This window comes from Pseudoalteromonas sp. XMcav11-Q (assembly GCF_040104525.1).
GTDB lineage: Bacteria > Pseudomonadota > Gammaproteobacteria > Enterobacterales > Alteromonadaceae > Pseudoalteromonas.
This window is the reverse complement of record NZ_JBECOX010000007.1, coordinates 36,194-61,482: the sequence shown is the minus strand read 5'-3', so window position 1 is coordinate 61,482 and position 25,289 is coordinate 36,194. Positions and strand designations below refer to the sequence as shown.

Below are 25,289 nucleotides of genomic sequence, written 5' to 3'. Positions count from 1 at the left end.
ACAATTAATCTTTAGAAAGAATGATTAAATGGCGCTCACCTTCAAGCTTGGGCACCACTAAACTAATATCTTGCGATAAACTCACGCCGTTTGGTAGTTGTTCTAGCTCATCCGCAGGGTATTGACCCTTTAGTGCTAAGAATACACCTTGGTTATCGATTAAATGTGAACACCACTGGATCATATCTTGTAGTGATGCAAAAGCACGGCTGAGTACACCGTCTAATTTAACACTTGGCTGATATTCTTCAACTCGAGACTGCACTGGGGTAACATTCTCAATGCCAAGCCCATGTTTTACCTGCATTAAAAATCGAACTCTTTTACCAAGGCTATCAAGAAGAACAAAATTGATGTCCGGTCTAGCTATCGCTAAAACCATACCCGGTAAACCCGGCCCGGTGCCAACATCAATATAGTTACTGCCCGTTAAGTGTGGCGCAACAACCAAAGAATCCATGATGTGTTTTACCATCATTTCTTTTGGGTCACGAACGGAAGTGAGGTTGTAGGCTTTGTTCCATTTATCCAGCAGCTGGACATATTCGACCAACTGCTGCTTTTGTTGTTCGCTGAGCTCGATTGAGGTATCAGCGAGTAATTCATTCAATTGTTCTAGTAACACAGTGTTCCACTGCTATTACGCCGACTTACGTAATAGCCCTTGCTTTTTCAGATACACTAATAATAGCGAAATAGCAGCAGGGGTGATACCAGAAATACGTGAAGCTTGACCAATCGTTTGTGGACGAGCATCACTCAGCTTTGCCACAACCTCATTTGACAAGCCGCTTACCAGGCTATAATCAAACTCAGCAGGCAGTAATGCCTCTTCATGACGAAGCTGTTTATTAATCTCATCTTGTTGACGCGCAATGTAACCGGCGTACTTAGTTTGGATCTCAACCTGTTCAAGGGCTGGAATATTATCAAACTCAGATCCTAATCCTTCGATTGCCATCAGGTCGTGATAATTAACCTCTGGACGGCGGATCAGATCTTCAAGACTGGCTTCGCGTACCAGTGGTTTTTTCAATAATCCATTTACCGCTTCAAGTGCAGGGTGATCTTTATGGATCCAAGTATTGCGCAGACGCTGTGCTTCTTGTTCCATAACTTCAAGCTTGTCGTTGTATGCAGCCCAGCGTTCATCGTCAACTAAACCTAATTCGCGACCTTTTTCCGTTAGACGTAAATCCGCATTGTCTTCACGTAGTAATAAACGGTATTCAGCACGAGAGGTAAACATACGATAAGGTTCTTTTGTACCAAGCGTTGCTAAGTCGTCAATCAACACACCGGCATAAGCTTCATCACGGCGCGGTGTCCATGCTTCACGGCCTTGAACTTGAAGAGCTGCGTTCATACCCGCAATCAAACCTTGGGCACCAGCTTCTTCATAACCGGTTGTACCGTTTATTTGACCTGCAAAGAATAAGCCATTGATAAACTTAGTTTCTAATGATTGCTTTAGGTCTCGAGGATCGAAGAAGTCGTACTCAATTGCATAACCAGGACGACAAATATGCGCATTCTCAAAGCCTTTAATTGAACGCACGATCTCCAGTTGGATATCAAATGGTAAGCTGGTGGAGATACCATTTGGATACAGCTCGTATGACGTTAAGCCTTCAGGTTCTACGAAAATCTGATGCTTTTCTTTATCAGCAAAACGCACAATTTTATCTTCGATGGAAGGACAGTAACGCGGACCAATCCCCTCAATCACGCCAGCATACATCGGCGAGCGATGTAAGTTATTACGGATCACATCATGGGTTTTTTCATTGGTATAGGTGATATAACAAGGGATCTGTTTTGGATGATCAGACACTTTGCCCATAAACGAGAAAACTGGAGTAGGGGTATCGCCTGGTTGCTCTTGCATCACTGAAAAATCAACCGTTCTTGCATCGATACGTGGTGGTGTACCCGTTTTTAGTCGATCAACTCTAAAAGGCATTTCACGTAAACGCTCAGCCAAAGCGATAGAAGGAGGATCGCCAGCACGGCCGCCTTTGAAGTTTTCTAAACCAATATGGATCTGGCCACCCAAGAAAGTACCAACCGTTAGCACCACTGAAGAAGCGCTAAAGCGTAAACCCATTTGAGTTACGACACCTTTGACCTGATCACCTTCAACAATCAGATCATCACAAGATTGTTGGAAGATCTTTAAGTTTTCTTGATGTTGCAAAATGTCTTGGATCGCCGCTTTATACAATGCGCGATCTGCCTGAGCACGAGTCGCTCGTACCGCAGGGCCTTTCGATGAATTAAGCGTTCGAAATTGGATCCCACCTTTGTCGATTGCTTTGGCCATTGCACCACCAAGCGCATCGATCTCTTTAACCAAATGACCTTTACCAATCCCACCAATAGCTGGGTTACATGACATTTGGCCTAAGGTATCCATATTGTGTGTTAACAATAAGGTATTCATACCCATACGTGCAGCTGCAAGTGCAGCTTCAGTGCCTGCGTGTCCACCACCAACAACGATGACATCAAAATGTTCATGATAAATCATTTACGGGATCCTACTTAAAACAACCGAGCAAATTTAGAAAGGATGCGTATTCTACCTAGAATTAACCAGAAGTGAAATGGTTAAACTTTGCACAACGCAAAAAAGAGATCACTTAAAATATATAAGGATCTTTTTAAAGATCTTTATTGATCTTACTACTACTGATCCTTTGATCTGTGAATAGTTTTGTATTCCTGTTTAGATCCAACTGCTTAACTAAGATCAATTGGTGTGAATTAGATCGGATCAATGGGCTTAAAACCTTTGATCAACTTGCTACTTTATTCACAGGGCTAGATCTGAATTATTTTATCCAATGGATAAGTAAGCGTAGATCAGCAGTTAGATCATAGGTTATCCACAATACGATCTAAAATAGACTGAATTTGTGAATAACTTATGTGTATTTCAATGTCGCGCCGTTAAGCGACACATTCAACAAACTTAGGTAACCAAGCAATAGCGGTATCTTCCGGTAGATCTGGGTGTAAAACATCGATCTTTTCTATGTCTAACAGCTGTGTTGCACCTTTTTCTTTAAGTAGATCTGCAAGATTAATAGCTGCATGATTAAAGGTGTCATAACTTGAATCACCAATTCCCACTACCGCAAAGCGTAACTGGCTTAGATCCGAGCTCGCTTTTAATGCTGATATAAAAGGTAATAAGTTTTCTGGATAGTCACCGGCCCCATAAGTTGATGTCACCACCAGCCAAAGTGCTTGCTGACAAGCTTCAAGCTCGGGTTTTTCATGCAAATTCACGGTATAACCTTGAGATTCAAGCGATTCCATTAGCTGTTCAGCAACGTATTCTGCTGATCCCATTTGGCTGCCTACAATAAGATCTAAAGTTTGCATTGTTACCCTCACCTAAGTCGTATTGCGCGCCATCTTAGCGTTTAACGTGAATATGTAAAGAGGGCTTTGAGGTTATTGGATAAAAATATTTGCACAAATAGTGTGTAATTTTTAGTGTTTTTACTTATCTATATGAAATAAAGGCAGAAAATAAAATATTCCTAAGTTTAACTCGGTGATTTATTTGTGGATAATCTATGGGATAGCTGAGCCTAAAAATACTTTTATAAGCCAACGCTCATGCTTGAAACGGTAAGAACACCGCTGTTTTTGAACAAATTTCGAGGTTGTGGATGAGGTGTTGTGGATAACGATCTAAAAGCTGGAAGTCGATCCAGTCTTTTAGATCTATATAGTTAGATCCATATAATAAAAGAATCTAAAAAAGCGGTCAGATCTTGTGATTTATTTAGTTTGACAGCCAAGTTGTGCGGACTGATTGCTCAAATAAGAAGTCTACAGCATGTTCTTCGAGCAGCCTTCTGGTGGCTGATTCTTGTAGTGCAATCAGATGATCGCTGAGAGCATTACCCGATGAGATACGTTTGACTCCTAACTCTGCTAACGCCTGTTTATCACTAAATCCGGGCAACAGCATCACATTAACTGGAATTGAAAGCAGGGCTGTTAGGTGCTTTATCATGGTGGTGTTGGTTAAACCGGGAATAAAAAAGCCATCGCAACCTGCTGCTTGATAGGCGAGCGCACGCTCATGCAGCGCCGCTTCCGTCCATTGTGGTTGTAAGCAAAGGTCGCAACGGGCATTAATAAAGAAATGATCGAAACCGCCATGACGTAAAGCTTGTTTGATTGCCTGCAATAATGCTTGGTGTGCCTTTATATCGCGTAAGCTGCTCTGGTGACTGGGTTTGTCTTCAATATTGATACCTGCAACGCCAAGGTCGGCCAATTGGATAATATGTTTGATGATCTGATTTTGATCCGCGCTGTAGCCTGCCTCAATATCAACACTTAATGGAATAGTGATCACCTTAAGGATGGCACTTACTGTTTGTAGTACACGGTCAAATGTGAGTTGTTCTCCATCTTTGTAGCCCTGATGATTAGACATACCCCAGCTTGTTGTCGCAACGGCCTGACCACCAGCCTGTTCGATGATAAGCGCTGATGATGGATCCCAGCAGTTAGCTAGAAAAAGCGGGGCTGATTGTTGGTGTAGTGCATTGAAAGTTGTAGATAGAGCCATTTTATTTCTCCTAAGTTGAAGTGCTTAGGATACGCAGTGTAGGGATGTTGGACTGGCCAGATTTAGCACTTAACGTGAATGGGTAGATTTGTGGTTATCGCTCAGAACCTGCTTATAGGCTTGCTAATATTTACTTTTTATTAATATTTATCAAAAGCTTAACGATGAGTTTGATATTGACCTAGTTACATGGATTCGAAATAATAGTGTCGATATTAAGGAACTACAAAAGGTAAAACATGGATAAGGATCTGCACATTAGTGCTGCTGAAAATTGGTACTCATTTCGTATTAATGCATCTGGAGAGTTGGAATTTAAACGCGTTGCACTGTGGGCTGCTGATAAACAGGGTTCAGTAAGAGGGCTAGTCTCTGGTACTGCCAACAAAAAATTCGCCAACTATTTATACAATACGCCATACGCACACGGTGGTTACATTCATTGGGATGATATGACACCCGATCAACAGAAAAAAGCAAAGCAGGACTCTCAAATAGATATCGACAGGTTAAAGGAGCTGCAAGCTGAGGATGCTAACGCGTAGCTGCCACTCGCTGTGTTTAGCATTTACTTGAAGTTGCCGCAGTTCTCAAAGCTGCGCTTCATTATCTTTTTCTACTCTATAGCCCGATTGGTGTGGCTATACGTCAAATTCAATTAGAAATAACGACATGAACCAATTCGATAAAAACCAGATAATCACGCTGGATATCCAAAACCCGCAACAAATAGAATTAGCATTAGCTCAGTATAAGGCTTTGTTGGACAGCGATAAGGCCTGTTTTAACAGTCAGTTTGATGTTGAGTTTAAGCAACTTGATGAAGCGGGGATGCGCCGTTTGCAACCGCAAGATAGTGGCAACAACCTAAAGTTGCTTCAATCTGCATTAGATTTAGGCCAAGAAGGCGGTGCTCACCACTATGACCACACCATACTTGATGACACCGAAAACTATATTTCTGAGGTCATTTTATTTGCAGCAGCGCTGCAATACCCTGAGATCAAACAAGCCGTTGTAGAGGCCGCCAAGGCGATAGTGGCCTATAGTCGCCGCCAAAATGACACTGATGAAATGTGGCTTGATGATATGCGGGTATTTGGCGTTGAAGCTTTGTATATGCTTGCAAAGACGGATATACAGTACGCCTATTTGCTAGCACAATACTTTGTGCCTTATTGGGATGATGAACATGCATGCGGTTATGAAAGCTATTTAAGTGTATTGCTACACGAGCACGGTTGGCATCGTGAAATGATCAAAGCATTTATTTGGTGTGACAACGATAACTTTAGATCTGGCATGTTCAAAAATGATCAATACAGTGAAGAATGTGACTACCAGCCGCTTGGGGAATATTTACGCGAAAATCCTGAGAGTTATGAGCAATTTAAAGCATTAGTCATTGCACGTTTTCAAGCTGAGCCCGTATTACTTTCCCATGTCGATACCATGTGTGATGAGGAAGAAGAAGACCTGAGTGGTCATCAGCCTGTGATCTCTTTGTATCAATCGCTATTCCCCCATAGCTGTTTTTATGACGATGAAGAAGCCAAAAACAGCTTTATGGCAATACCATTTTTTATGACGATGAAGAAGCCAAAAACAGCTTTATGGCAATACCATTTTTTGGCAGTACCCTCGAAAATGAAGCGTATGATTTACAGCAAAAAGTCCAATCACAGGTTGCAGGTCCATTAGTTAAAATTGCACAGAGTGCTATTGCTGCTCGTGCAAACTATCGTGCCTATCTTGCCAGAGATGAGCGTAAATATGAGCTTAACTATGGTACTAATTTGTTGAAACCTTTAGTGCTGGCCATGCCCCAAGGCGGATTATTGTGGCGCTACATTGAAACTGGGGAACCACAAACAGTATTAGAAACAGTCTGTGAAGTAGATGTGCTTGAATTAGCGAAAGTGCATGCCAGTGACATGGCTGAGCATCTTATTGATCAATTGAATAGTTTTGAGCGCAATAATCAAGGTATAGCCGAGGAGCTGGAGTCGGTGCTCAGCCTTGTGCGAGGCGATCTACTTACAGATCACTTCAGTGAAGAAGCTGAATATACACAACCAAATGGCATGGTGTTGACGCTTGCGGTACGCAACGATGCAGAAAATAACTTACTACAAGCTCGTGCTGAGCAGTACCTTCGCGTGATTGATGTATTTTACCATGCCCTAGGCAAGCGTGAGTTTAGCAAATATATGATGGCATCACTTACCGAAGGTGATGAAGCACTACTCTCCAGAGAAGCCTACTATCAGCGTTATACTCAACTCTCCGTGTCTGATATCAAAAGCGCGGCTGAAAATGCTAAAGCCAAAAATATCCAGTCGATATTTCGTCATTTTACCAACCAAGATGAATTACTTTGTCGCGAGCATCTTAAGTTGGTCGATGAGCATTTTCGCTCATCACGTGCGCTGTGCCACCCAGAGCAATGGCCGCAATTGAATATGGGATTAATTACACTGGCCAGCTATCACCTGCATAGTGATTATAATCAGCATATTGGCGATGATATTACTGAGGCACTAGCAAATTATCTTAACGACAATCATATTTGGCAGCTCGCTGCCCAGCACATAATTCAGAAATGTCATAAAAAGTCAGATCATTATAACCCTGATAATTTAGGATTGTCCGAGGCACAAATAACTCGGATCTGTGATTACTTTACCGCAGACACACCGCAAGAAGATTTGAGCAGTTTATTGGCATTAGTGCAGCCGCAGTTGTATCGAGATGAATGTTGTCGCGGCGATCTTTATCTAAACAAGTTTAGTGAAAAGCAACCAAGCTATCAGCTTTTTAAAGATCATGATGATGATTTCCAACGCTTTACCCTAACTGCATTTTTGTTGCGACAGCTACCTTTCCCCCAGCAAAATAAAGCAGATCGTTTGTGGCAATTTATTATTGCATTAGCGCCAGTTAGGGCTGCACGCAACGTGCTTCGTGCTTATTCGGATGATCATTTGAGCATAGAATTTGACACTATACTCGATGAAATTGAGGTCTACGAACAGTTAAGTAAAGCTGGGATAGATGGCGGTATACTAAATGCCTATGAAATGAGCAACCAACGTTATAACTCCGAACGCTACTTGAATTGGATAGAGATTTACAGCGAAATAGCTAGTGATGATAACAGCATGTTTGGCAGCATGGGACGTAACAAAGCCAAAGCTATGGAGCAGGGACTCGCGTATATCAATGAGCGCACGAAAGTTGAGTTTTTACATCATGTATCGCTTAAACACCCGGAAGTTGAGCTTGATTTCAGTCATGATTTACAGCGCGCGATTGATATTTTTGTGCAATTGAACCTGCACTCTTGGGAGCATGCGTTAGCACAGGAATTAGGTAGGGATTGTCTATATTTTGGTGAAGGTGAAAAGTTACCAAAGAAGCTGCATAAAGCCATTGTAGCGGATAGTCTCTCAATACACGATAAGCCTTGCCATGTTGATGGTCGAAGTTGGGAAGCGTGCACTGTGCTACAACAGCAAGGAGACAATTACGTTATTGTGATGGCCGATCATGAGGTGCCACTTGCTTGGTATGAAGAAAGGCTGCCATCGGGGCCATTACTGATATTTTCAGAACAGCTTGAGCGTGCGGCTATTATAAAATGCGTGGCTGAACTGCAAGTGCAATCCAATCGCATTAAAGCGATTGTTGAGCAAACGATGGCTTATTTAGATAACGAAGTTGAGTTTGATGTCATGGCTGCGCTGTTTAAAGGGCAAATCTCCACCGAGTTTATGCGTATCGATGCCGATGAATATCAAATGTATAGTCTCCGTCAGTTTGTGTGGATGTTAGATGCTAAGCGTCGCAACAAACTGGTACGTCTGCTTCTTAATCATGATTATCGGGGCTTTAAATTAATTGAAGCGCAAATGGAACAACCTTGGCTATTACATCAACTGGCACACAATGAGATAGATTTTGAAACTTACCTATCGAAAAGCGGTGAATATGAAGGCGAAGCGTCCGAAACCGGCATGGCATTTTTGCTCACCTGGTTATTTGATATAGGCGTTAAACCCGAACATTTGGTGCTGTTTTGTATTAAGCGCAGTCACTTTGACGTATGTCGTGAATTTATCGTGGCACATGCCCGTGGCCAATATGGCAGTTTTAAACAGAGTTTGAGCTATTTATATGCTGATCGCCGCGCTGAACTTCCTGAAATATTCAGCCAAGCAGCAGACGCTGAAGCATTGCTAGCTTCATTAAAAAAAGACAAATCTCGCAAGGTAAAAGAAGCGGTAAACCAATACGCTGGTTAGTGTGTAGTCATACGCCTAAAAAAGGGGCGTATGGCTACTCAGATATTTGGGTTATTTACCGATACAATAAGTGAAAAAACCCATAAAAACAGTGGGTTTATATTTTATTGGTGGGTCTGTGGTGGCCCACTTTCGCATTAGAAAATATCGTGCAAGTAAACTAAAGGAAAGTAAGCCCGATCACCAAGTTTTATTATCGGTAGTTTATAGATGCTTTCTTATTGAGTGATTCTGCTGTCTTCTTGATAAAATCACCTAGGCTTCTGTCACTCTCTATCTTGTTACCAAGTAACCACTGATCTAGCTCTAATCTATCAAAGAAGATCTTTTTACCATTAGGTTTTGAGTGAGGAATAATGCCTTCATGGGTTAGTTTATAGATATAACTTTTTGCCATGCCTGTATAAAGTGCGCATTCGTCAACCGTTAATGCGGCTTTGTTGCTTAAGTGACTTTTCAAGATCATCTCTTCAATTGTATTTCGGATATCTGGTAATTCGTCATTCTTACGTAGTGCATCACTTATGTTATTTTTCATGGTTTACTCTCTTAAATCTTTTGGGAAAACGGGAAAACGGGAAAACGGGAAAACGGGAAAACGGGAAAACGGGAAAACGGGAAAACGGGAAATTGGGAAACTGTTTTAAATTCAAACCACTAACATGGGAAAGCGGCTCGCGAAAGCGCCTCATCTAGCGCGAGTTCTTCGGTTATGCGATGCGGAATAACTTTGTAGTAGCGGCCACCCTTTGGCCCGCCATCCACAACACGCTTGAACGTATCGCGTCCCTCACTCGTTTCCATCCAAGATTTCTCTTCCATAAATTTCATCGCTTGGGATATTTGCTGCTTGTACTTAATATTTAGTCCTTCCAGAAATGCTTGTCGTGTTAAAAACCATGCTTGTTTGCCGTCCAAATCTAAAGCGTAACCGAAGTTATCATTCAGCGGCTGGCCTTCAGGTAATAGTTTGTTGCGCCAGCGCTTTAATGCGATAGGTATTTCTTTAAGCAGCTTTTCATCCTCTGAGTCATTGGAAGAGCCTCGCATCTCAAGCCAAGAGTCAAACGCTACTTTCGCTGAATGCTCTCCGCAGCCTTTTGGCCAAGGCATTAACCCTGCTGATATAGCTATTTCCCCAGCAACCCCAAACAGTGCAAAACGTTTGGCTGCTTCAAGTACTTGGCTGCCATGATTATTGTCTTTACTTATTTGCCATTTATCGCGAAGTTCATGGACTCGATAAGCTAGCAAGCCTGAAAGATCGTCAATTGAGCTTAAGTGTTCAATCCACTTTGGCATGACAGTACCGTGGTTCTCTTTTACTGCTTTCCAGATAGAGTCTGAAAAGTCATTCATCGTTTTGTGGCCGTAAAGCTCATCATAGGCCCCATATTTTCTCTGGACTGGCACTTCTAAAAAGCGAATTTCTTGGCCTGCTTTGACACCTTTTTGAATGGGTGCCAATTTTTCCTCTAGCCCCATTTCTCCGGTACTTAAATAAAGTAGACGCCAATTTTTTATGTCGTCTTGGGTTATGGTCTTGTTACTGCGCATTTTAGACAGTCCATTTGCGAGGGTGTATATAGATTGGTCGACAACTTCAGGCGGGGCCTGATGGAGCTCATCAAGGCAAAGGAGCAAGTCATTATGCTCAACAGCAGTGGCTTCTAGCCCGTTTTCTGTTGCTCTCCACGTATAGTAAAAGTTAGTACCGGAATATAGGCTAGCTGCTAAAATTAGTATGGTTGTTTTGGATATTTTCGATTTACCGAATAAATGCACACCACTGCTAGGCCAGTTCAGCCAATGAAGCAGTGGGGCGCTTAACCCGACACAGACAGTGAAGGCTAAGATCGGGTTATTAATACACAGGCTTCCTACCTCTTTTTGCCAACTCGAAACAGTACCTGAAGTACTGAGGAATTCGTTGCTCTTATTTCCTGAATAAATAACTTTTTCAGCTCCATTGCTAACGCACCAGCTCGGTGTAATAAAGCTATTATTAAGCCAGCCTGGTTGAGCCGAGCTTTTATATCTCTGCTTTGGTCTTGCTTGAATGAGGTAAGATATTATTGGCTCCCAAACTCCTTTACGACTTGATATTACAAGCCCTGTATCCAAAAGTAGCTCTTTTACGAAGTTACTTTTTTCATTCATTATCCGACGTCGAGGTATCAGCTTGCGTATGCAAATACCGTCTAAGTTTTTCCATTCAACAAGCAAGCCATAATCCTTAGTGCCATCATCTCCCCTTGAAATACCAAGCACTTGAATAGGTCCGCATAAGAACCTTGGTTCTGAGTTAGTTGCCGGGGTGTAAAATAACCCTGAATCTCGTAATTCATACATGTTATTAGTTACCTTCTAGTTTCTATTGGTTTCGGTTGTTTTCTCAAAACCAATTCAATCACGAAGGCAACTTTTAATTCTTCGAAAAGGGGGGGTCAAAAAAAGTGGGTTTTTTTTGGGTACTATGTTGAAGGCTAAAATGTATGTTTAGGTAGGGTAGAATTAGGCATGCCTAATTCGAACGGTAATTGAGCTTGCTTTTAGTTAAGTTGAATAGGGGAAGTAAATCAATAGGATATGTCTCACAGTGTAAAGTGGAATAAATAATTCATTGATATTTCAATTGGTTATTTATATCTCCCATAAAAAAACAGCTTATTTTTTATGAAAGATATAAACTTACTCAGTTTTGTGAGTAGTTTTATACTAATATTGTGGGATCGAAGAAACTAACCTAGGAAATATGCTAATTTATAGTATCTTGTTCATGAGCTATAAAAATATAAGGAAAACAAAGCTACATGGAATCTAAAACCGCTAAATATACTTTTTGGGGAGCTGTGATAGCAGCATTTATAACTGGTAGTATTGCTTTGTATATTCATCTAGATGGCAAGGCTGCTGAAAATAAAGAAGTAAATGTTACTGGTAAGTTAGAAAAACCTAATGACGCTGCAAGGCTTGCAATATCAAACGCCTATGTGCCTCCCGTGAATACATCTATTGATTCAGCGTTTTTTGTAGAGGTTATTAACTACTCTCAAATCACCGCTAAAGATGTGAATATAAAAATTAACTTTGGAGAGTCATCAGTTTCAAAATGCGAAACGCTACCTGAAAATAAGTTTTTTGAAGAAAAAGAGTCAAAAAATAGCATAATTAATATTTCTGTCGGAGAAATTTTAGGCCGTGATAGCTTTTACATCTATTGCCTAATATCGCATCCAGTTTTTGATTCCATATTAGTTACGGGATCAAATTTACACTCAAATGCATTATTTGACTATGGTCAGCAAAAGCCATTAGAGATAGAAAGAACCTCGGGGTTTGTTACTTTCTTCAAAGTAATTGCATCTATCGTAACACTTATATTTATCGGCTATTTCACCATACTAGTGATTTTGATACTAAACAGTAAATTTAAAAAGTTTAGCTGATTAATAGAAGCCTGAAAATTATGGCTAATCTTAAAATACAGCTAAGAAAATGATTGAGCGATTTGGCATGCCAAATCGCTAGCTACCCAGGTATGCATAGGTTATCTTCAAACGTTCATGACCTAACTCTTGGCTAATTTGCTCACGGACTTTGGTATCGTGCTCATAATCGGTTGGCGAGAGCCCTCTTCTATGTGGGCCTCCATCGGCAGGGCATTTCCAACCTGTAAGCTCTAAATAACGCTCCCTTGCGTAATGATGACGCAGTCCGTGATTTTTATTTAATCCAACTCGAATTGTTTCGCGGTCGTACTGTTCCATTTGTGACTTATAGTTTTTGTCAGGTTCGATAAGTGCGCCTTTAGTAACAGCTGCAATATCACGAATAAGCTGTCGTTGAGATTCTTTTAAGATAGGAATTTTGCGGTATTTGCCACCCTTAGCCCATGAGCCTTTTATTTGTAGAGTGTTAGAGTCTATCAAAGCATAAGATAAGCTGAATTTCATACACTCCTCTTTTCTTAGCCCAAATTCTTGCTGCAAACGCAGGGAAAGCTTAATTAAGTCACTCTTGATCTTGGCATGCTTGTCCATATCTAACGTTTTTGACTTGCCAATGGGGTTGTTGCGAACTCTTGGAATACCGTAATCATCATTGCTGCGTGAACAGATATTAGGTTTACCTATTTTTTCGGCAATCCAACGCAGTGCTGCCATTCTGTTTTTAATCGTTTTTGGTGCTAAACCTTCATCCTTCCAACGCATTACAAGGTGATTGATATGTTTGGTTTTAAGACCTGATGGATCTCTTAATCGATAACCATGGCTAAGTAGCTGTGCTGCTGCAAGGTTTAAAACTTTGCTTCGGGTAGCTCTAGTGCTAAAGCTACTTTCGCGGTGTGTGTCGTTTACCATTTGGTGAAGACGATATCCTAATTGGCTCATTTCATGTTCCTCATAAATTTAAAAAGTAATTTCGAAAGTATTGAGAAAAACACCAAACCGAAGACCAGGGGGCGAAATGCCAAAATAGGTAAGTTTTAAAGCCATATGAACGGTGCGTAACCGAGCATACTGTCGAAAGACATAAAGGCTAACTGGCCTAAAGCAACAAAGCTGAGCCGTGTGATTTCTGTTGAAATACAGCGCGAACTACTGTGGTTTATATTTGTGTTGTTTATAGTGGGGTGGTCGTGTGACCCATAATGCTGCGAATGCAGCTCCTCAGAAACGTGTTGCGGGCAGTGAATACGCCCTTTTTCTTTGTGCTCATTTCGAGCTACTACATAGTTAAAATTATCACAGTGATCAGAGATTGCAAGACCTTTTCGACGCGCTCAAATTTCCATCCTTCTTCTGGCCCTGCAATTTTTCAGGACAGATTGGGTGTCGAGGCAACATGAGCAGTGGCCTCGACGAGGGACTCTGCGAGTCGTCCCTACCTCTTTCTAGTAGGGACGACTATATTTTAATTAGAGAAGGATAAAAGTTGTTCGTGAACTAATTGTGCTGGTTTTTGAATAGATTGATAAGTACTAGCTTCCTTAAATTCTGTGGCCGCAATGACTTCTTGAGGTTTGAATCTTGGATCATAAAGCTTGTTTTTTTGTCCAAGCAAAAAGTCCTTAGTAACAATATCTGGGCGCTTAACGCTGAAGCTTTCTAGCTGAGATAGTATGTGCTGTTTAAAGGCTATATCTTTTTGGCTTGCTGAAGGCCAACTACTCCAATCTACTAGCTCTACCCCTAGTGACTTTAAAATCTCCAACACAAAGGTCGCACAGGTGAAACCGTCAGTACTATTATAAAAGTCGTTTATTTTACCTGTGACAGGATCAAAGCAGCCTAGGTTAAAACTGAACCCATATCTAATCTTTGTGTCTTTATTATTATCTATTATATTTTTAAGATTTGCAGTAACTGCAATTTTACGTATAGGTGGAAGCCAGTCTATATCCACCCAAAGGTAGTGACTCTCTACAGGCGTTAATAACTCTGATTTATAACTATTAACATGAAACAGCTTCACATCATCTGGCTTTTGAGGGTTTTTATATAAAATAGCTAGATGGTTTTGGTCTCCTTCGTAATTGCATATTGCTATACCAAAGCCATCTACTTCTGTGAAACAATTATCAGAAGGTTTCTTTAATTCCATTGAATATACTTTATATTAAGCCAACAAGAATCTCTTCCGCAGAAAAACCTTTATGTTGTAGTGCAGAAGATACATTTTTTATAGCAATATCCCAGAATGGTAATTTATCTTTAGCTGAAAAAACTGTAGTTAGAAATGTTACCATTGCCGTAGGGCTCATTTTCTGCCATTGATTTAAAAGTAATATATCGTTCACAGTCGAAAAATCACCTTTTAAGAAGTGATTTCTAATACCTTCAACAATAGGGTAAACAGCTATAGCTGAGTTTGCGTTTAATGGATCACTTTCCATAAATTCATTAAGCCACTTTACATCACTCAAAGGAGCCTTTTTCACTGTTGCTCGCTTCTTTGTGCTTGCGGAGAAAGAGGTATCCTCGTATTTAGCTTGATTATTTGTGCTAACTAAGCTTTCTAATTGTTCAAAGTTATCTACAGATCCTTGAAATGAGAGTAGAGGTACAGCTAGAAATAAAGCGACAGTTGGTTGTGCCTTATTCAATTTTTGTTGGCTCGAGATCTTGATAGAGTTTTTGTGTAATGCACCATTGAAAGAAGTTTCTTGCATATTCATTGGCTCTTGATAAGTGTGGCATGACGTCATCATCGTTTATAACTCCCTCAATAAAGAAATCGCAATCTATTAAGAAACACATTTCTTCCGTTTTTATATTTCTAATTAAGCCATATATAGAATTTAAACTGACATCTGAGTCTAGTTTTATAGCTAATTTACTCTGAAACCCTCTTACATCCTCTGAAAACTCATGAGCAGATATTGCCCCAGTGAGCCTTTCATTAAGTAAGTTACTCCATGGTTCACTTTTTGAATAACCTAAATCACTACGTTCTATTACATCTTTATATCTTAAACTAACACGACTAAAAGGCATGTTATTATTTAATCCTACCTTCATCAAAGAGCTACGGAAGAGTTCAATTACAGCAAAAAAATCTTCTTTGCAGGTATAATCACTAGTAAAGCAAGTTACATTTTGACCATCGTATGTTACGTTTAGCGTTGACTCTAAATTTGAAAATTCATATACCGTTTCTTGATGTTCAGTAATAGATTGAGTATCAGTATTCACATCAACAGTAACTTCATTGCGCTTGTTTAAGAAAGGTAATTGCTCACGAATTAAGTCATGAAAACGAACAAGCCACTCAGGAGTATCATACTTTTCATCCTTTGCTACAAAAGTTAGCTGGCATATGACTTCCTTCAGAGGGTTTTTGTTAAATCTAACTCTTTCTCTTGGTTTAAAAGGCATTATGATCTACTAGGGTAAAGTTTTTGAGTTTGAGTACTAAAAATACAACATTTTTGTTGTTTTTTCTATAGAAATTAAAAATAACACGGTCTATTTTTTTGAGATAAACCACTCCTTTCAAACCCAGTAAAGCCATAAATCGGAACCCCGCAAGCGGGGCCCCCTTGCTTCGCAACCCTGCGGGCGATTTCTAGCTTGACTGACTTTTCTTTGCGTAGTGAAGGTTATCCAAGAGGTATGCGGCGCTCTGAGTGGCAAGCACTCGACGCTTTCACACCTCCTGGATACAACTGGCTTTTCAAATAAAAGCGGGAAAGGGGGAAGGTAAATAAATTTATATTTATCTGTTTTTATTATACTTTCCCAGTTTCCCATATTTCCCAACCTAATATCCTTCATTGAAATAGACTAGGTAGGGTAGTCATCGCCTCTTTTCGCTTACGATCAATGATGTCTGTATAAATTTGTGTTGTTTTTAACTCTGAATGGCCAAGCAATTTTGAAACAGTATAAATATCGACATCATTAGTTAGCATACGTACAGCAAAGGTGTGTCTAGCACAGTGAAAGGTAATATGTTTTGTGATCCCCGCTCTGAGCATCCATTGGGTTAAGGCTACATTGGTATAGCTAGAGTACTTTAAACCTTTAAAAACACGCTCATGGTCTTCTCCTGGCGTACCCAACAGCATTCTGGCATCAGAAGGAAGGTGTAAGTACTGGAGTTGCCCAGTTTTAATATGCCTAAAAGTTGCTCGTGGATCGATCATTGTAAGCTTACCCCACGTTAGCTTTTGAATATCGCACCAGCGCATACCTGTGAGGCATCCGAATAAGAATGCTCTTTTGAGTACATCATACCGGCACTCTGTTTTATAAAGTGCAGTTACTTCTTCCTCTTCTAAGTAATTACGAGGGTTTTGTTCTATCTTGATGCTTTTTACTTCGTTTACAGGATTTCGACGAATAATGCCTTCGTGAAATGCTTTGTTTAAAGCCGCTCTCACTTTATTGAAATAGCATGATGTAGTATTTGAAGAAAGTAGCTTATCTGATTTTGTGCGTGCATGTTTTATTAGGTATGTTCTGAACCCAAGTAATACATCAGCATCAAAATCAGTAAATGACAGCGGATTTCCTTCACAATATCTCTTTAGATGCATTAACGATGATTCCCATAGCGATACGTTTGATGGGCTATCAGTGTGCTCTTTGTCATTAATTATTTGCTGCATGTAGCTATAAAAGCTTTCTTGCTGTTTTTCTGAGTCTTCAAAGTGATGCTTGTTGTTAGCTAAATCGACAATCGCTTGCGCTCTTATCTTTTCAGAAATATCTAAGGTCTTTTTATTGTGGTCACGTTGGAACTTGTCTTTAGGGTTGGCATAAATGAACAAGTCCATTGATTGTCTTTTACGGCGTTTAACTCGTTTGCCGTTTTCGTTTAGGTAAGAACCATAATTTCTGGTTAACAGTAGTTGTTGGCGGCCAGTGCTATCAGGTGATTTTTTCTCGATGGTTAGTTTCATAATAACTTCCTCTTTGGTGGACCAATAGTGGCCCACATCAAAGAAGTAGGTGGGCCGTTCAAGACCCATATTATGAAACTAAAGGAAACTATTGAAAGATAAGAAAGTTATTAAATGTATGAATAAATTAGGTTTTTTAACTTAAGTTGGATGTTTGTTTCCTTTAGTTTACCTTGTTATTTACCAATACAAAATGAGCTAAAGATTTTGCCAAGCAAGTCGTCGGAGGTGAATTCACCGGTGATCTCATTGAGGTATTGCTGGGTAAGGCGCAGCTCTTCTGCCAAAATTTCACCGGCAATATGCATTTCTAGCTGAGTCTGACCTATTTCTAGATGCTCAGCAGCGTGCTCCAGGGCGTCTAAGTGACGACGGCGAGCCATAAAGCCACCTTCAGTTGCACCAGTAAATCCAATACAGGCTTTTAGGTGTTCCCTCAATAAATCAATGCCTTGAATATCTTTGGCACTTAGGCGAATAAGAGTATGGCCATCACTCGTTGTTGCGCCAACCGCTTCACCGCTTAAATCGACTTTATTGCGGATCACGGTAATTTCCATGCCTTGTGGTAATTGCTCGATAAAATCAGGCCAGATCTTCGCAGGATCGGTTTCGTGGGTTTCGGTGCCATCCACCATAAATAGTACGTGATCGGCACCGCGGATCTCTTCCCAAGCACGCTCAATACCTATTTGTTCTACTTTGTCTGGACTATCACGAAGTCCTGCCGTGTCGATAATATGAAGCGGCATGCCATCAATATGAATATGTTCACGTAGTACGTCTCTTGTGGTACCTGCGATGTCTGTAACAATCGCGGCTTCACGGCCTGCTAAGGCATTGAGTAGTGAAGATTTTCCGGCGTTAGGGCGGCCTGCAATCACCACGCGCATGCCTTCACGCATGATGCTGCCTTGCTTGGCTTGCTTACGCACTTCCGCGAGTTGCTGAATAATGGCTTCTAGGTCACCCGAGACTTTACCATCGGAAAGAAAATCGATTTCTTCGTCAGGGAAGTCTATTGCGGCTTCTACGTACATGCGCAGATGAATTACTTTCTCAACCAACGTATTGATATGTTTAGAAAAGTCACCTTGTAGTGAATGTAGCGCACTCTTTGCAGCTTGCTCGCTGGTGGCGTTGATCAAGTCTGCGATAGCTTCTGCTTGTGTTAAGTCTAGCTTGTCGTTCATAAAAGCACGTTCTGAGAACTCACCAGGCTTTGCCAAGCGCACTTGCTCAATTTGGCTGATTTCCTTTAACAGCATATCAAGTACCACGGGGCCACCGTGGCCTTGTAACTCAAGGACATCTTCACCGGTGAATGAGTTCGGCCCTTGGAAGAACAATGCAATACCTTGGTCTAGTTGTTCACCTGCTAGGGTATTGAATGGCAGGTATTCGGCATAGCGAGTTTTTGGGCATTTACCTAAGATTTGCTCGGCAACTGCTCGGGCTTTACACCCTGAAACTCGAATAATACCAACGCCACCGCGACCCGGTGCGGTAGCCTGTGCTGCTATGGTGTCTTGTGCGATCATGATGACTCTTTAGACTGTCTGGTTAATAGCCATAATTGTACAGCAATTGATATATCTCAGGTATAGCTGGTGGGTAATATCTGAGTATGCTCATTGTGTTTTGGGTGGTTGATGAGCTTAATGATACGGTTATGCGCTTTTGTCAGGTATAATTATGGTCACAGTTTTTACTGTTCTTACTAGCAAAGGTTGTATAAGGGAAACTAACGCTGTGCTGCATTTTCTTCAATTCCGCTTCGATCCAAATGTCTCGTGTTTATATCGTGATGCTGAGCAAGTGCCACTGAGGCCGAGAGTCGCGCAGTTGTTGGCTTATTTTTTAGCCCATCCAAATCAGATTGTTACACGTGAAACATTGCTCAGCACGTTGTGGCAACACGGTGAGTTTAGAGAAGCTGCACTAACACAAAGTATCACTGAGCTAAGACAAGCCCTCAAAGATAACGCCCAGCACCCCACTTTTATTAAAACCATACCACAGCAAGGTTATCAGTGGATTTGTCCTGTTGAGAGCCGCACATTTACCACATTCAAACTCACTACAACAATGAAAGCGATGCTTGTCGTTGGCGCTATTGCGTTAAGTGGAGTCGCAGCGAGTGTTTACCTCGTTTCTAGCTCAGCACCCGTTGTCACTCGTGTACAAGCTGAGCAAGACTCGTTAATCATTGTGCCTATGGTGAATGAGACGGGTGTGCAAGCCAATGCGTGGTGGGGTTATGCGCTTGAAGCAGCATTGAGACAACATTTACAGTCTCATTATCAATTAGTACCACGAAGCCAATATCCTGAGCTTGCAGAGGATAGTGCGATTAATCAGCTCACGCTTTCACTAAAGCCGATACAACAGCGTTTTTTACTCAGTGTTACTTATGGAGATAAGCAAAGCGAGATAATTGTTGAACAGTTAGATGAGAGCTTTGAAGCGATTGCAACAGAGGTTATTGCGCAGTTAGCGCTAGGTGTTGACACTAAAACCGCCAAAAAATCATCCTTAAATCTAGCAATGAATGACTATTACCGCGGTGTACAAGCATTAAATGAACAGGGACCTCAACTAGCAAAGGCATATTTTGAGGCGGCTGTGGCACAAATGCCAGAACATCTAGAAAGTCAGTTGGAGCTTGCGCAAATTTGTTGGCAGCTCGGTGATATTGGTTCTGCCACACGTCGATTCGAACAGACTTCACTAAGTACAGCTTCAATCGCGACTCGTGCTCGCTACCACCTCTATTACGGAGAGTTTTTCAAGGCACAAGGCTTACATCAGCAAGCGTTGCAGCAAGCTCAGCTTGCCCTCGATGCTGCTGAGCAAAGCCAGCAAGTTGAGTTGATTGCGATGGCATATCAACTCAAAGCAGATGCTTTTTGGGTGTTACAACGTTGGGATGAATACCAGCAAGCGATGAGTTCAGCGCATGTTTTGATAGGCAGTCGATCGTTTGCCTATAGCGAAGCACAGCGGAGTTTCTATCTTGCTAATCCACCAGCGGCTGGTCCCGCTGAAAAAACGTTACTGAACTTAGAGAAGAGTAAACCTGTACTCGCGCAAGCCATTGCCTATTATGAGCAAACAGAGCAGACCATGAATCTAATAAAAGCTTTGTTTGCTTATGGTCAAAATTACTTAGTGCCAGTGGTTGAAAGTGAACCTAGTTTATTAAAAGCCCTCGCTTTAGCTCAGAAAAATGGATATCACTATTTAGAAAAGCAAATACTCACTTACCTAGGATTCTACTATATTCAGCTACATCAGGGAGAAAAGGCGCTACGGTATTTAAAAGACATTAACGGCGAGCCGCGTTTTATTCCAAGCTATGAGCAACAGCAATTACTGATTGGCATGGCGCATATGGATATCGCATTGCAAACGGGTGATACGGATGCAATGCAAAGTGCAATTACGCAATATCAAATGCTGTTAGAAAGCGATTATATTTCTTCGGTGACGCGTGCCAACGTTAAATTGTTACTGGGTTGGACCTGGATCAAAGCGGGCAAGCTCGAATTAGCAGAGCCGTTGACGATTGAAGCAATGCAAGACTATCAAACGTTACAGCTACAAGAAGTTGAGACCTATGCGCTCTATACGCAAATGTATATCCACCTTTTGAGAAACGAGCCTCAACAAGCGCTTGAGATCATTACTGCACATCAACATACCAATTCACATCTTTTGTTGCTTTACGGTGTTGTTGCGGCTGATATGTTAAATGAAGAAGCGCTGCAAAAGCGCTTTTCAGATAAATTGGCCGGACTCGAAAACAGCCAATTATTACAGCAACAGTTGCTGCAAATACGCCAGCAAAGCAGCATCGATAAGCGCTTTATTGCTGAGCTTATCGATGCCCCTTACAGCGTCTATTGTCAGAGTAAATGGACGATAAATTAGGCTCTAGTCTATGTTGGGTGGCTGATTACCGCGATAAACGACTTCACCGTGTTTGTCTTGTACCACCCAGTAAGGTAGCTCTCTAATCTCAAACTGGCTAAATACTTCGTTGTGGTGATCGAACACAATATCGTGTTTGACCTCAAAGCGTTGTTGGTAGTCTCGAGCACTTTGTTCTTCCACATAAAAGGGCTTAATCACAGTAACGACCGGATACGCACTCGAGTCAGCGAGTTGATTGTTTTGCTTTATTCTCATTTCACAGGCAGGAATATGCTGAAACGGACACAAGCTATCGCTGAAAAATAACACTCTGTATTGGCTGTTTATCGTCGCTATCGAAAATGGCGCACCGGTGAGTGTTTGCAATGGGATCTGTGTTTCTTTCTCTGTGCTTGGTGCACTGTTAGTCGTCAACAACTCTCGTTTGATAACTTTGTCGTCTTTAACGACAACACGAGCAGGTGTTTGCCTTACTGCAAACCGTTGCATCAACTGGTTTTGCTTATCAATAGCTAACTCAGCATAGCTTGGATAGGCCGTTTTAAATTGCGCTAAGCTTGCCTCATCAATATTGATATCGGGCTGTAGCAATCTCCTTGGTGCTAGTGGCGTTGGTAGAGTCGTGGGTTGTACATACTCATCCCAAATATTAATAAACACATACTCTTGCGTGTTGGCGTGCGCAAACACGCTGAAACACACAGCGGCGAACATAAGTAAGGCTTTAATTGATGACATTAGTTTGCTCCTTGGAGTGTGCTCAGATGTTGTTGCAGCTCATCTGTAAACAATGCGCTGCGATAGATTTCTTTGCCGTTTTCATCAATGAGGATGTGTTGTGGCGTGCCTAACACTTGAAACTGCTGAGTTATCTTGCCACTACCATCAAATACCGTTGGAAACTGGTAATCATGTTTATCAAGGTAAGTTTGCACGCGTTTTTTCGACTGATTGAAGCCAATATTGACGGCGATAACCTGATAGTGGTTATTGGCTTGCTGAAAGCTTTGCTCAAGCAGTGGCATTTCTTCCACACAGTAGGAGCACCACGTTGCCCAAAACTTCAAGTAAGTGACTTTGCCTTGACTGGTTACGGTATTGTTTGCAAGCGTATTGGCGGTCAGTACGGGATAGTCCTTTGCTGCAGACATTGTGCTGAGTAACATAAAGAGTGAAGAAAAAATGATTTTTTTCATGGTGGTTCCTTTGCGTTTTATAGCCAACTTTTGCCAGCTTGAATAAGAAAATATTGCGCCATCGCGACTAAGATAAGTGCGGTTGCTGTAGTGATGTGATTTAGCCAAGCTCCAGATCTTGGTAATGTATGCAAAAAGCGCGTGCTTAGCCCTGCTAGCAGTAATAGGGTGCTCATACCGAGCGCAAAACTAAACAGCAGCGCGCCTCCTAATAGAGGTTGCTGGGCATTAGCAACGAAGAGCAATAAGCCGCCTAGAATTGGAGACGTACAAGGAGCCGCAACAAGAGCGCTGGCCATGCCCATTAGAAGAGGTGCTGGTGAGCCTGTTGCAATCGTATTTGGCAAGCGTGGCAGCGAGATTAAGCCTTTTGATACCGCAGCAAAGTAGAGTAATAGATTAGCAAAAATAAGCAGCACCCAAGGGTTTGTTGCTACTTGGCCAAAAAAGCTACCCGTTAGTGCTGCAATAAATCCAAGCGCGGCGTACACAGCTGCAAAGCCTAGCGCATACAAAATAGGGGCAAGGCGAATATGGCGTTGTTGGCTAAGAGTCGCAACAGTTATGGGAAGTATGGGATATACGCAGGGCGTGAAGCTGGTGAGTACACCTACTAAGAGTGCAATAGGCACTAACCACCAATCAGTTTCGGCACTGGAGAGTGCCTGTAGTAACGTAGATTCAAGCATCGTCTTCTCTTTGCATTTTTTAACTGCAAAAGAGCATGACGGATAGCCCAGATTTGACCTATCAAATCGTCATAAAATCGCTATCAAATTTTATCAAGCGTTTGCTTTTATTTGATATTTTAATTGTTATGAGTTTAAAAGAAAAAGTGCTTGTTGCTCGTTGTGTTTATAAGATAAGGTAAGTTACCTAGTTTAGGTAACTTAAAATTATGCGTAAAGGGAGATATTATGAATAGACTAACACTAGCGGTTGTATCTGCAGCATTTGCGGTATCTGGTTCTGCACTAAGTGGTGAGAATGTAAAACCAGACTACGACCCTACAAAATATTGTTATTTTGCCGATCAGGCATATTCTAAGGGATCGGTAGAAAAGCAAAATAACAAATGGAAAGTCTGTGTTGACGGCGGTCCAAATGGTGAGCTCCAGTGGATTGATCAATAACGACAACTTCATATGATACGCAAATAAAAAACGCCAGCTGTGAAGCTGGCGTTTTTTATTCAAGGTGTACGAGCGTTAACCGCGTACTTTCATGCCTTTTTTCTCCATGCCACGGTAGATGATAAGCATCTGAGCGATAGAGATAAGGTTTGAAACCAACCAGTAAAGTACCAGACCTGATGGGAACCAAATAAAGAAGATTGAGAACACGACTGGCATGTAAGTCATCATCTTTTGTTGCATTGGGTCTGTAACTGTCATTGGCTGTAGTTTTTGGGTTAGGAACATACTTGCGCCAAATAGCACTGGTAGTACGTAGTACGGGTCCATTGATGATAGATCCGTTAGCCACAACATAAACTCAGCATGACGTAGTTCCGTTGATTCAAGGAATACGTAGAACAAGGCTAGGAAGATTGGCATTTGTAGTAGTAGTGGGAAACAGCCACCCATTGGGTTCACTTTTTCCTTACGGTACATTTCCATCATCGCTTGGCCGAACTTCTGGCGGTCATCGCCATAACGCTCTTTTAGTGCCTGCATCTTAGGCTGTAGCATGCGCATTTTAGCCATTGAGGTATATTGCGCTTTAGTTAGTGGGTATAACGCCGTTTTCACAATCAAAGTGATAGCAATAATCGCCAGACCCCAGTTACCTAAAATACCGTAAAGGAACTTAAGCAGAGTCAGTAAAGGTTGTGAAATAAACCATAACCAGCCGTAGTCTACAGTGAGATCTAGGTCTTCTTGAATTGCTTCAAGCGCTTCTGTGTCTTTAGGACCCATGTAGTACACCGCATGGATAGTTGCCGTGCTATTTGCTTGAACATTGGTTGGCTCGCTCTTCATACCAACAATACCATTACCATTTCTAAGCGCGGTATAAATCGTATTATTGGTTTGCTGATCTGGCACCCATGCACTGACGAAGTAGTGCTGTAGGAAAGCAACGTAGCCGCCTTGGGTATTTTTATTCAGGTTCGCATCCGCCATATCAGAGAAGCTGTATTTCTCATAAGGTTCTTCAGCGGTACCATAGGCTGCGCCTAAGTAGGTCTGATCAACCATGCTGCCTTTATCTTGGCGTGTACGTTTGATTTGTGTGTATAGTTGTACTTGAACAGGTGATGAGGTGGTGTTGTTAACTTGGTATTCTAAGTCAACGTCATACTTACCTGCTTTAAATACATAAGTTTTTGTGTACTGTACACCTTTCTCATCAGTAAAAGTCAGTGGTACACGTAATGTATCGCCATTGAGCTCATATTGCTGTTGTGCCGACTCATAGACTGGGCGACCAGCTTTGTTCGCGTCAGGGCCGTTTAAACCAATTAAACCACTCTGTGAAACATACTGTTTGCCTTCAAACTCACCAAGTAACATGAAAGGCGTGTCGCTGCCATGGGTTTCTGCGTGTTGTAGTAAGCTGGCTTCAACGATGTCACCGCCTTTAGTATCAATTTTTACCGAAAGTACATCGGTAGTGATACTAATGACAGAACGTGTTGCCTGAGTTGCTACAACTGGGACATCGGATTGGCTTGATGCTGGTACATCAGCTTGCTCTTCTGTTGGGGTTGAGTTCGCCACTTGTTGTGTGACGGCACTGGTATCAGCTTGTGGCGGGTTTTGTTCTTGTGTCCACTCTTGGAACAGTAGGAACGAAACCAGCAACAAACCGATAAATAAAAACGTGCGTTGCGATTCCATAAC

22 protein-coding genes are annotated in these 25,289 nt (G+C 41.6%); 6 read left to right on the top strand and 16 right to left on the bottom strand.

The annotated features are described in order from the left end of the window. Positions 1 to 4: 4 nt before the first annotated feature. From rsmG to ABMY45_RS12770, 4 genes are all read right to left on the bottom strand, one after another. Positions 5 to 625 (bottom strand): 16S rRNA (guanine(527)-N(7))-methyltransferase RsmG, encoded by a 621-nt coding sequence (gene rsmG / locus ABMY45_RS12785; protein ID WP_010376874.1) that lies wholly within the window; start codon positions 623 to 625, stop codon positions 5 to 7. Between the two features lie 15 nt (positions 626 to 640). Next, positions 641 to 2,530 carry a tRNA uridine-5-carboxymethylaminomethyl(34) synthesis enzyme MnmG gene (mnmG, locus tag ABMY45_RS12780; RefSeq protein WP_239421784.1) on the bottom strand — a complete coding sequence of 630 codons (1,890 nt, stop codon included), beginning with the start codon at positions 2,528 to 2,530 and terminating at the stop codon, positions 641 to 643. 422 nt (positions 2,531 to 2,952) lie between these two features. Continuing rightward, positions 2,953 to 3,390: an FMN-binding protein MioC gene (gene mioC / locus ABMY45_RS12775; RefSeq protein WP_010604148.1), complete on the bottom strand. Its 438-nt coding sequence runs from the start codon at positions 3,388 to 3,390 to the stop codon at positions 2,953 to 2,955. Positions 3,391 to 3,799: 409 nt separating this feature from the next. Beyond that, positions 3,800 to 4,597, bottom strand: a complete 798-nt coding sequence (locus tag ABMY45_RS12770) for an isocitrate lyase/phosphoenolpyruvate mutase family protein (RefSeq protein ID WP_349288960.1) — start codon at positions 4,595 to 4,597, stop codon at positions 3,800 to 3,802. A 239-nt stretch (positions 4,598 to 4,836) separates the two neighbouring features. Between ABMY45_RS12770 and ABMY45_RS12765 the strand changes: the two genes are divergently transcribed. The 3 genes from ABMY45_RS12765 (at position 4,837) to ABMY45_RS12755 (ending at position 8,901) form a co-directional block, all read left to right on the top strand. Next, on the top strand, positions 4,837 to 5,142 hold the full coding sequence (locus tag ABMY45_RS12765) for a hypothetical protein (protein WP_349288959.1): 306 nt from the start codon (positions 4,837 to 4,839) through the stop codon (positions 5,140 to 5,142). 127 nt (positions 5,143 to 5,269) lie between these two features. After that, positions 5,270 to 6,298, top strand: a complete 1,029-nt coding sequence (locus ABMY45_RS12760; protein ID WP_349288958.1) for a hypothetical protein — start codon at positions 5,270 to 5,272, stop codon at positions 6,296 to 6,298. Beyond that, a complete protein-coding gene (locus ABMY45_RS12755) occupies positions 6,211 to 8,901 on the top strand; it encodes a hypothetical protein (protein WP_349288957.1) in 2,691 nt (896 codons plus the stop codon). The genes ABMY45_RS12760 and ABMY45_RS12755 overlap by 88 nt, the downstream gene beginning before the upstream one ends. A gap of 193 nt (positions 8,902 to 9,094) precedes the next feature. On the opposite strand, the gene ABMY45_RS12750 is transcribed toward ABMY45_RS12755, so the two are convergent. Next, positions 9,095 to 9,439: an excisionase family DNA-binding protein gene (locus ABMY45_RS12750; RefSeq protein ID WP_349288956.1), complete on the bottom strand. Its 345-nt coding sequence runs from the start codon at positions 9,437 to 9,439 to the stop codon at positions 9,095 to 9,097. 119 nt (positions 9,440 to 9,558) lie between these two features. Further along, entirely contained in the window at positions 9,559 to 11,253 is a 1,695-nt protein-coding gene (locus ABMY45_RS12745) for a DUF927 domain-containing protein (RefSeq protein ID WP_349288955.1), read from the bottom strand. Between the two features lie 461 nt (positions 11,254 to 11,714). Between ABMY45_RS12745 and ABMY45_RS12740 the strand changes: the two genes are divergently transcribed. After that, positions 11,715 to 12,350: a hypothetical protein gene (locus ABMY45_RS12740; RefSeq protein WP_349288954.1), complete on the top strand. Its 636-nt coding sequence runs from the start codon at positions 11,715 to 11,717 to the stop codon at positions 12,348 to 12,350. A 78-nt stretch (positions 12,351 to 12,428) separates the two neighbouring features. Here the strand turns inward: ABMY45_RS12740 and ABMY45_RS12735 are convergent, their stop codons facing one another. The 6 genes from ABMY45_RS12735 to mnmE form a co-directional block, all read right to left on the bottom strand. Continuing rightward, a complete protein-coding gene (locus tag ABMY45_RS12735) occupies positions 12,429 to 13,295 on the bottom strand; it encodes a phage integrase N-terminal domain-containing protein (protein ID WP_349288953.1) in 867 nt (288 codons plus the stop codon). Positions 13,296 to 13,818: 523 nt separating this feature from the next. Next, positions 13,819 to 14,508: a hypothetical protein gene (locus ABMY45_RS12730; protein ID WP_349288952.1), complete on the bottom strand. Its 690-nt coding sequence runs from the start codon at positions 14,506 to 14,508 to the stop codon at positions 13,819 to 13,821. Positions 14,509 to 14,518: 10 nt separating this feature from the next. Further along, entirely contained in the window at positions 14,519 to 15,010 is a 492-nt protein-coding gene (locus ABMY45_RS12725; RefSeq protein ID WP_349288951.1) for a hypothetical protein, read from the bottom strand. Continuing rightward, a complete protein-coding gene (locus tag ABMY45_RS12720; RefSeq protein ID WP_349288950.1) occupies positions 15,003 to 15,782 on the bottom strand; it encodes a TIGR04255 family protein in 780 nt (259 codons plus the stop codon). The genes ABMY45_RS12725 and ABMY45_RS12720 overlap by 8 nt, the downstream gene beginning before the upstream one ends. Positions 15,783 to 16,177: 395 nt before the next feature. Next, positions 16,178 to 17,311, bottom strand: coding sequence for a site-specific integrase (locus tag ABMY45_RS12715; RefSeq protein ID WP_349288949.1), 1,134 nt, complete (start codon positions 17,309 to 17,311; stop codon positions 16,178 to 16,180). Between the two features lie 176 nt (positions 17,312 to 17,487). After that, a complete protein-coding gene (gene mnmE / locus ABMY45_RS12710; RefSeq protein ID WP_206473591.1) occupies positions 17,488 to 18,852 on the bottom strand; it encodes a tRNA uridine-5-carboxymethylaminomethyl(34) synthesis GTPase MnmE in 1,365 nt (454 codons plus the stop codon). A 211-nt stretch (positions 18,853 to 19,063) separates the two neighbouring features. Between mnmE and ABMY45_RS12705 the strand changes: the two genes are divergently transcribed. Further along, positions 19,064 to 21,244, top strand: coding sequence for a winged helix-turn-helix domain-containing protein (locus ABMY45_RS12705; RefSeq protein WP_349288948.1), 2,181 nt, complete (start codon positions 19,064 to 19,066; stop codon positions 21,242 to 21,244). Between the two features lie 3 nt (positions 21,245 to 21,247). Here ABMY45_RS12705 and ABMY45_RS12700 read toward each other — a convergent pair whose 3' ends face one another. The 3 genes from ABMY45_RS12700 to ABMY45_RS12690 are packed head-to-tail and all read right to left on the bottom strand — an operon-like array spanning position 21,248 to position 23,132. Continuing rightward, a complete protein-coding gene (locus ABMY45_RS12700; protein WP_010604152.1) occupies positions 21,248 to 21,985 on the bottom strand; it encodes a hypothetical protein in 738 nt (245 codons plus the stop codon). Beyond that, positions 21,985 to 22,443, bottom strand: coding sequence for a TlpA disulfide reductase family protein (locus tag ABMY45_RS12695; protein WP_010604153.1), 459 nt, complete (start codon positions 22,441 to 22,443; stop codon positions 21,985 to 21,987). Before ABMY45_RS12695 ends, ABMY45_RS12700 begins: the two co-directional genes overlap by 1 nt. A gap of 17 nt (positions 22,444 to 22,460) precedes the next feature. Next, positions 22,461 to 23,132: a cytochrome c biogenesis protein CcdA gene (locus tag ABMY45_RS12690; protein ID WP_206473595.1), complete on the bottom strand. Its 672-nt coding sequence runs from the start codon at positions 23,130 to 23,132 to the stop codon at positions 22,461 to 22,463. A 228-nt stretch (positions 23,133 to 23,360) separates the two neighbouring features. Between ABMY45_RS12690 and ABMY45_RS12685 the strand changes: the two genes are divergently transcribed. After that, complete coding sequence (locus ABMY45_RS12685; RefSeq protein ID WP_010604156.1) at positions 23,361 to 23,576, top strand: DUF1496 domain-containing protein; 216 nt, start codon at positions 23,361 to 23,363, stop codon at positions 23,574 to 23,576. A 75-nt stretch (positions 23,577 to 23,651) separates the two neighbouring features. On the opposite strand, the gene yidC is transcribed toward ABMY45_RS12685, so the two are convergent. Further along, on the bottom strand, positions 23,652 to 25,286 hold the full coding sequence (gene yidC / locus ABMY45_RS12680; RefSeq protein ID WP_010604157.1) for a membrane protein insertase YidC: 1,635 nt from the start codon (positions 25,284 to 25,286) through the stop codon (positions 23,652 to 23,654). Positions 25,287 to 25,289 lie beyond the last annotated feature (3 nt).

What these genes read in the sequence shown, in the direction of transcription:
- mnmG (WP_239421784.1), bottom strand. Translation starts at nt 2,530, where the DNA reads ATGATTTATCATGAACATTTTGATGTCATCGTTGTTGGTGGTGGACAC.
- mioC (WP_010604148.1), bottom strand. Translation starts at nt 3,390, where the DNA reads ATGCAAACTTTAGATCTTATTGTAGGCAGCCAAATGGGATCAGCAGAA.
- ABMY45_RS12770 (WP_349288960.1), bottom strand. Translation starts at nt 4,597, where the DNA reads ATGGCTCTATCTACAACTTTCAATGCACTACACCAACAATCAGCCCCG.
- ABMY45_RS12765 (WP_349288959.1), top strand. Translation starts at nt 4,837, where the DNA reads ATGGATAAGGATCTGCACATTAGTGCTGCTGAAAATTGGTACTCATTT.
- ABMY45_RS12760 (WP_349288958.1), top strand. Translation starts at nt 5,270, where the DNA reads ATGAACCAATTCGATAAAAACCAGATAATCACGCTGGATATCCAAAAC.
- ABMY45_RS12755 (WP_349288957.1), top strand. Translation starts at nt 6,211, where the DNA reads ATGGCAATACCATTTTTTGGCAGTACCCTCGAAAATGAAGCGTATGAT.
- ABMY45_RS12750 (WP_349288956.1), bottom strand. Translation starts at nt 9,439, where the DNA reads ATGAAAAATAACATAAGTGATGCACTACGTAAGAATGACGAATTACCA.
- ABMY45_RS12745 (WP_349288955.1), bottom strand. Translation starts at nt 11,253, where the DNA reads ATGTATGAATTACGAGATTCAGGGTTATTTTACACCCCGGCAACTAAC.
- ABMY45_RS12740 (WP_349288954.1), top strand. Translation starts at nt 11,715, where the DNA reads ATGGAATCTAAAACCGCTAAATATACTTTTTGGGGAGCTGTGATAGCA.
- ABMY45_RS12735 (WP_349288953.1), bottom strand. Translation starts at nt 13,295, where the DNA reads ATGAGCCAATTAGGATATCGTCTTCACCAAATGGTAAACGACACACAC.
- ABMY45_RS12730 (WP_349288952.1), bottom strand. Translation starts at nt 14,508, where the DNA reads ATGGAATTAAAGAAACCTTCTGATAATTGTTTCACAGAAGTAGATGGC.
- ABMY45_RS12720 (WP_349288950.1), bottom strand. Translation starts at nt 15,782, where the DNA reads ATGCCTTTTAAACCAAGAGAAAGAGTTAGATTTAACAAAAACCCTCTG.
- ABMY45_RS12715 (WP_349288949.1), bottom strand. Translation starts at nt 17,311, where the DNA reads ATGAAACTAACCATCGAGAAAAAATCACCTGATAGCACTGGCCGCCAA.
- mnmE (WP_206473591.1), bottom strand. Translation starts at nt 18,852, where the DNA reads ATGATCGCACAAGACACCATAGCAGCACAGGCTACCGCACCGGGTCGC.
- ABMY45_RS12700 (WP_010604152.1), bottom strand. Translation starts at nt 21,985, where the DNA reads ATGTCATCAATTAAAGCCTTACTTATGTTCGCCGCTGTGTGTTTCAGC.
- ABMY45_RS12695 (WP_010604153.1), bottom strand. Translation starts at nt 22,443, where the DNA reads ATGAAAAAAATCATTTTTTCTTCACTCTTTATGTTACTCAGCACAATG.
- ABMY45_RS12690 (WP_206473595.1), bottom strand. Translation starts at nt 23,132, where the DNA reads ATGCTTGAATCTACGTTACTACAGGCACTCTCCAGTGCCGAAACTGAT.
- ABMY45_RS12685 (WP_010604156.1), top strand. Translation starts at nt 23,361, where the DNA reads ATGAATAGACTAACACTAGCGGTTGTATCTGCAGCATTTGCGGTATCT.
- yidC (WP_010604157.1), bottom strand. Translation starts at nt 25,286, where the DNA reads ATGGAATCGCAACGCACGTTTTTATTTATCGGTTTGTTGCTGGTTTCG.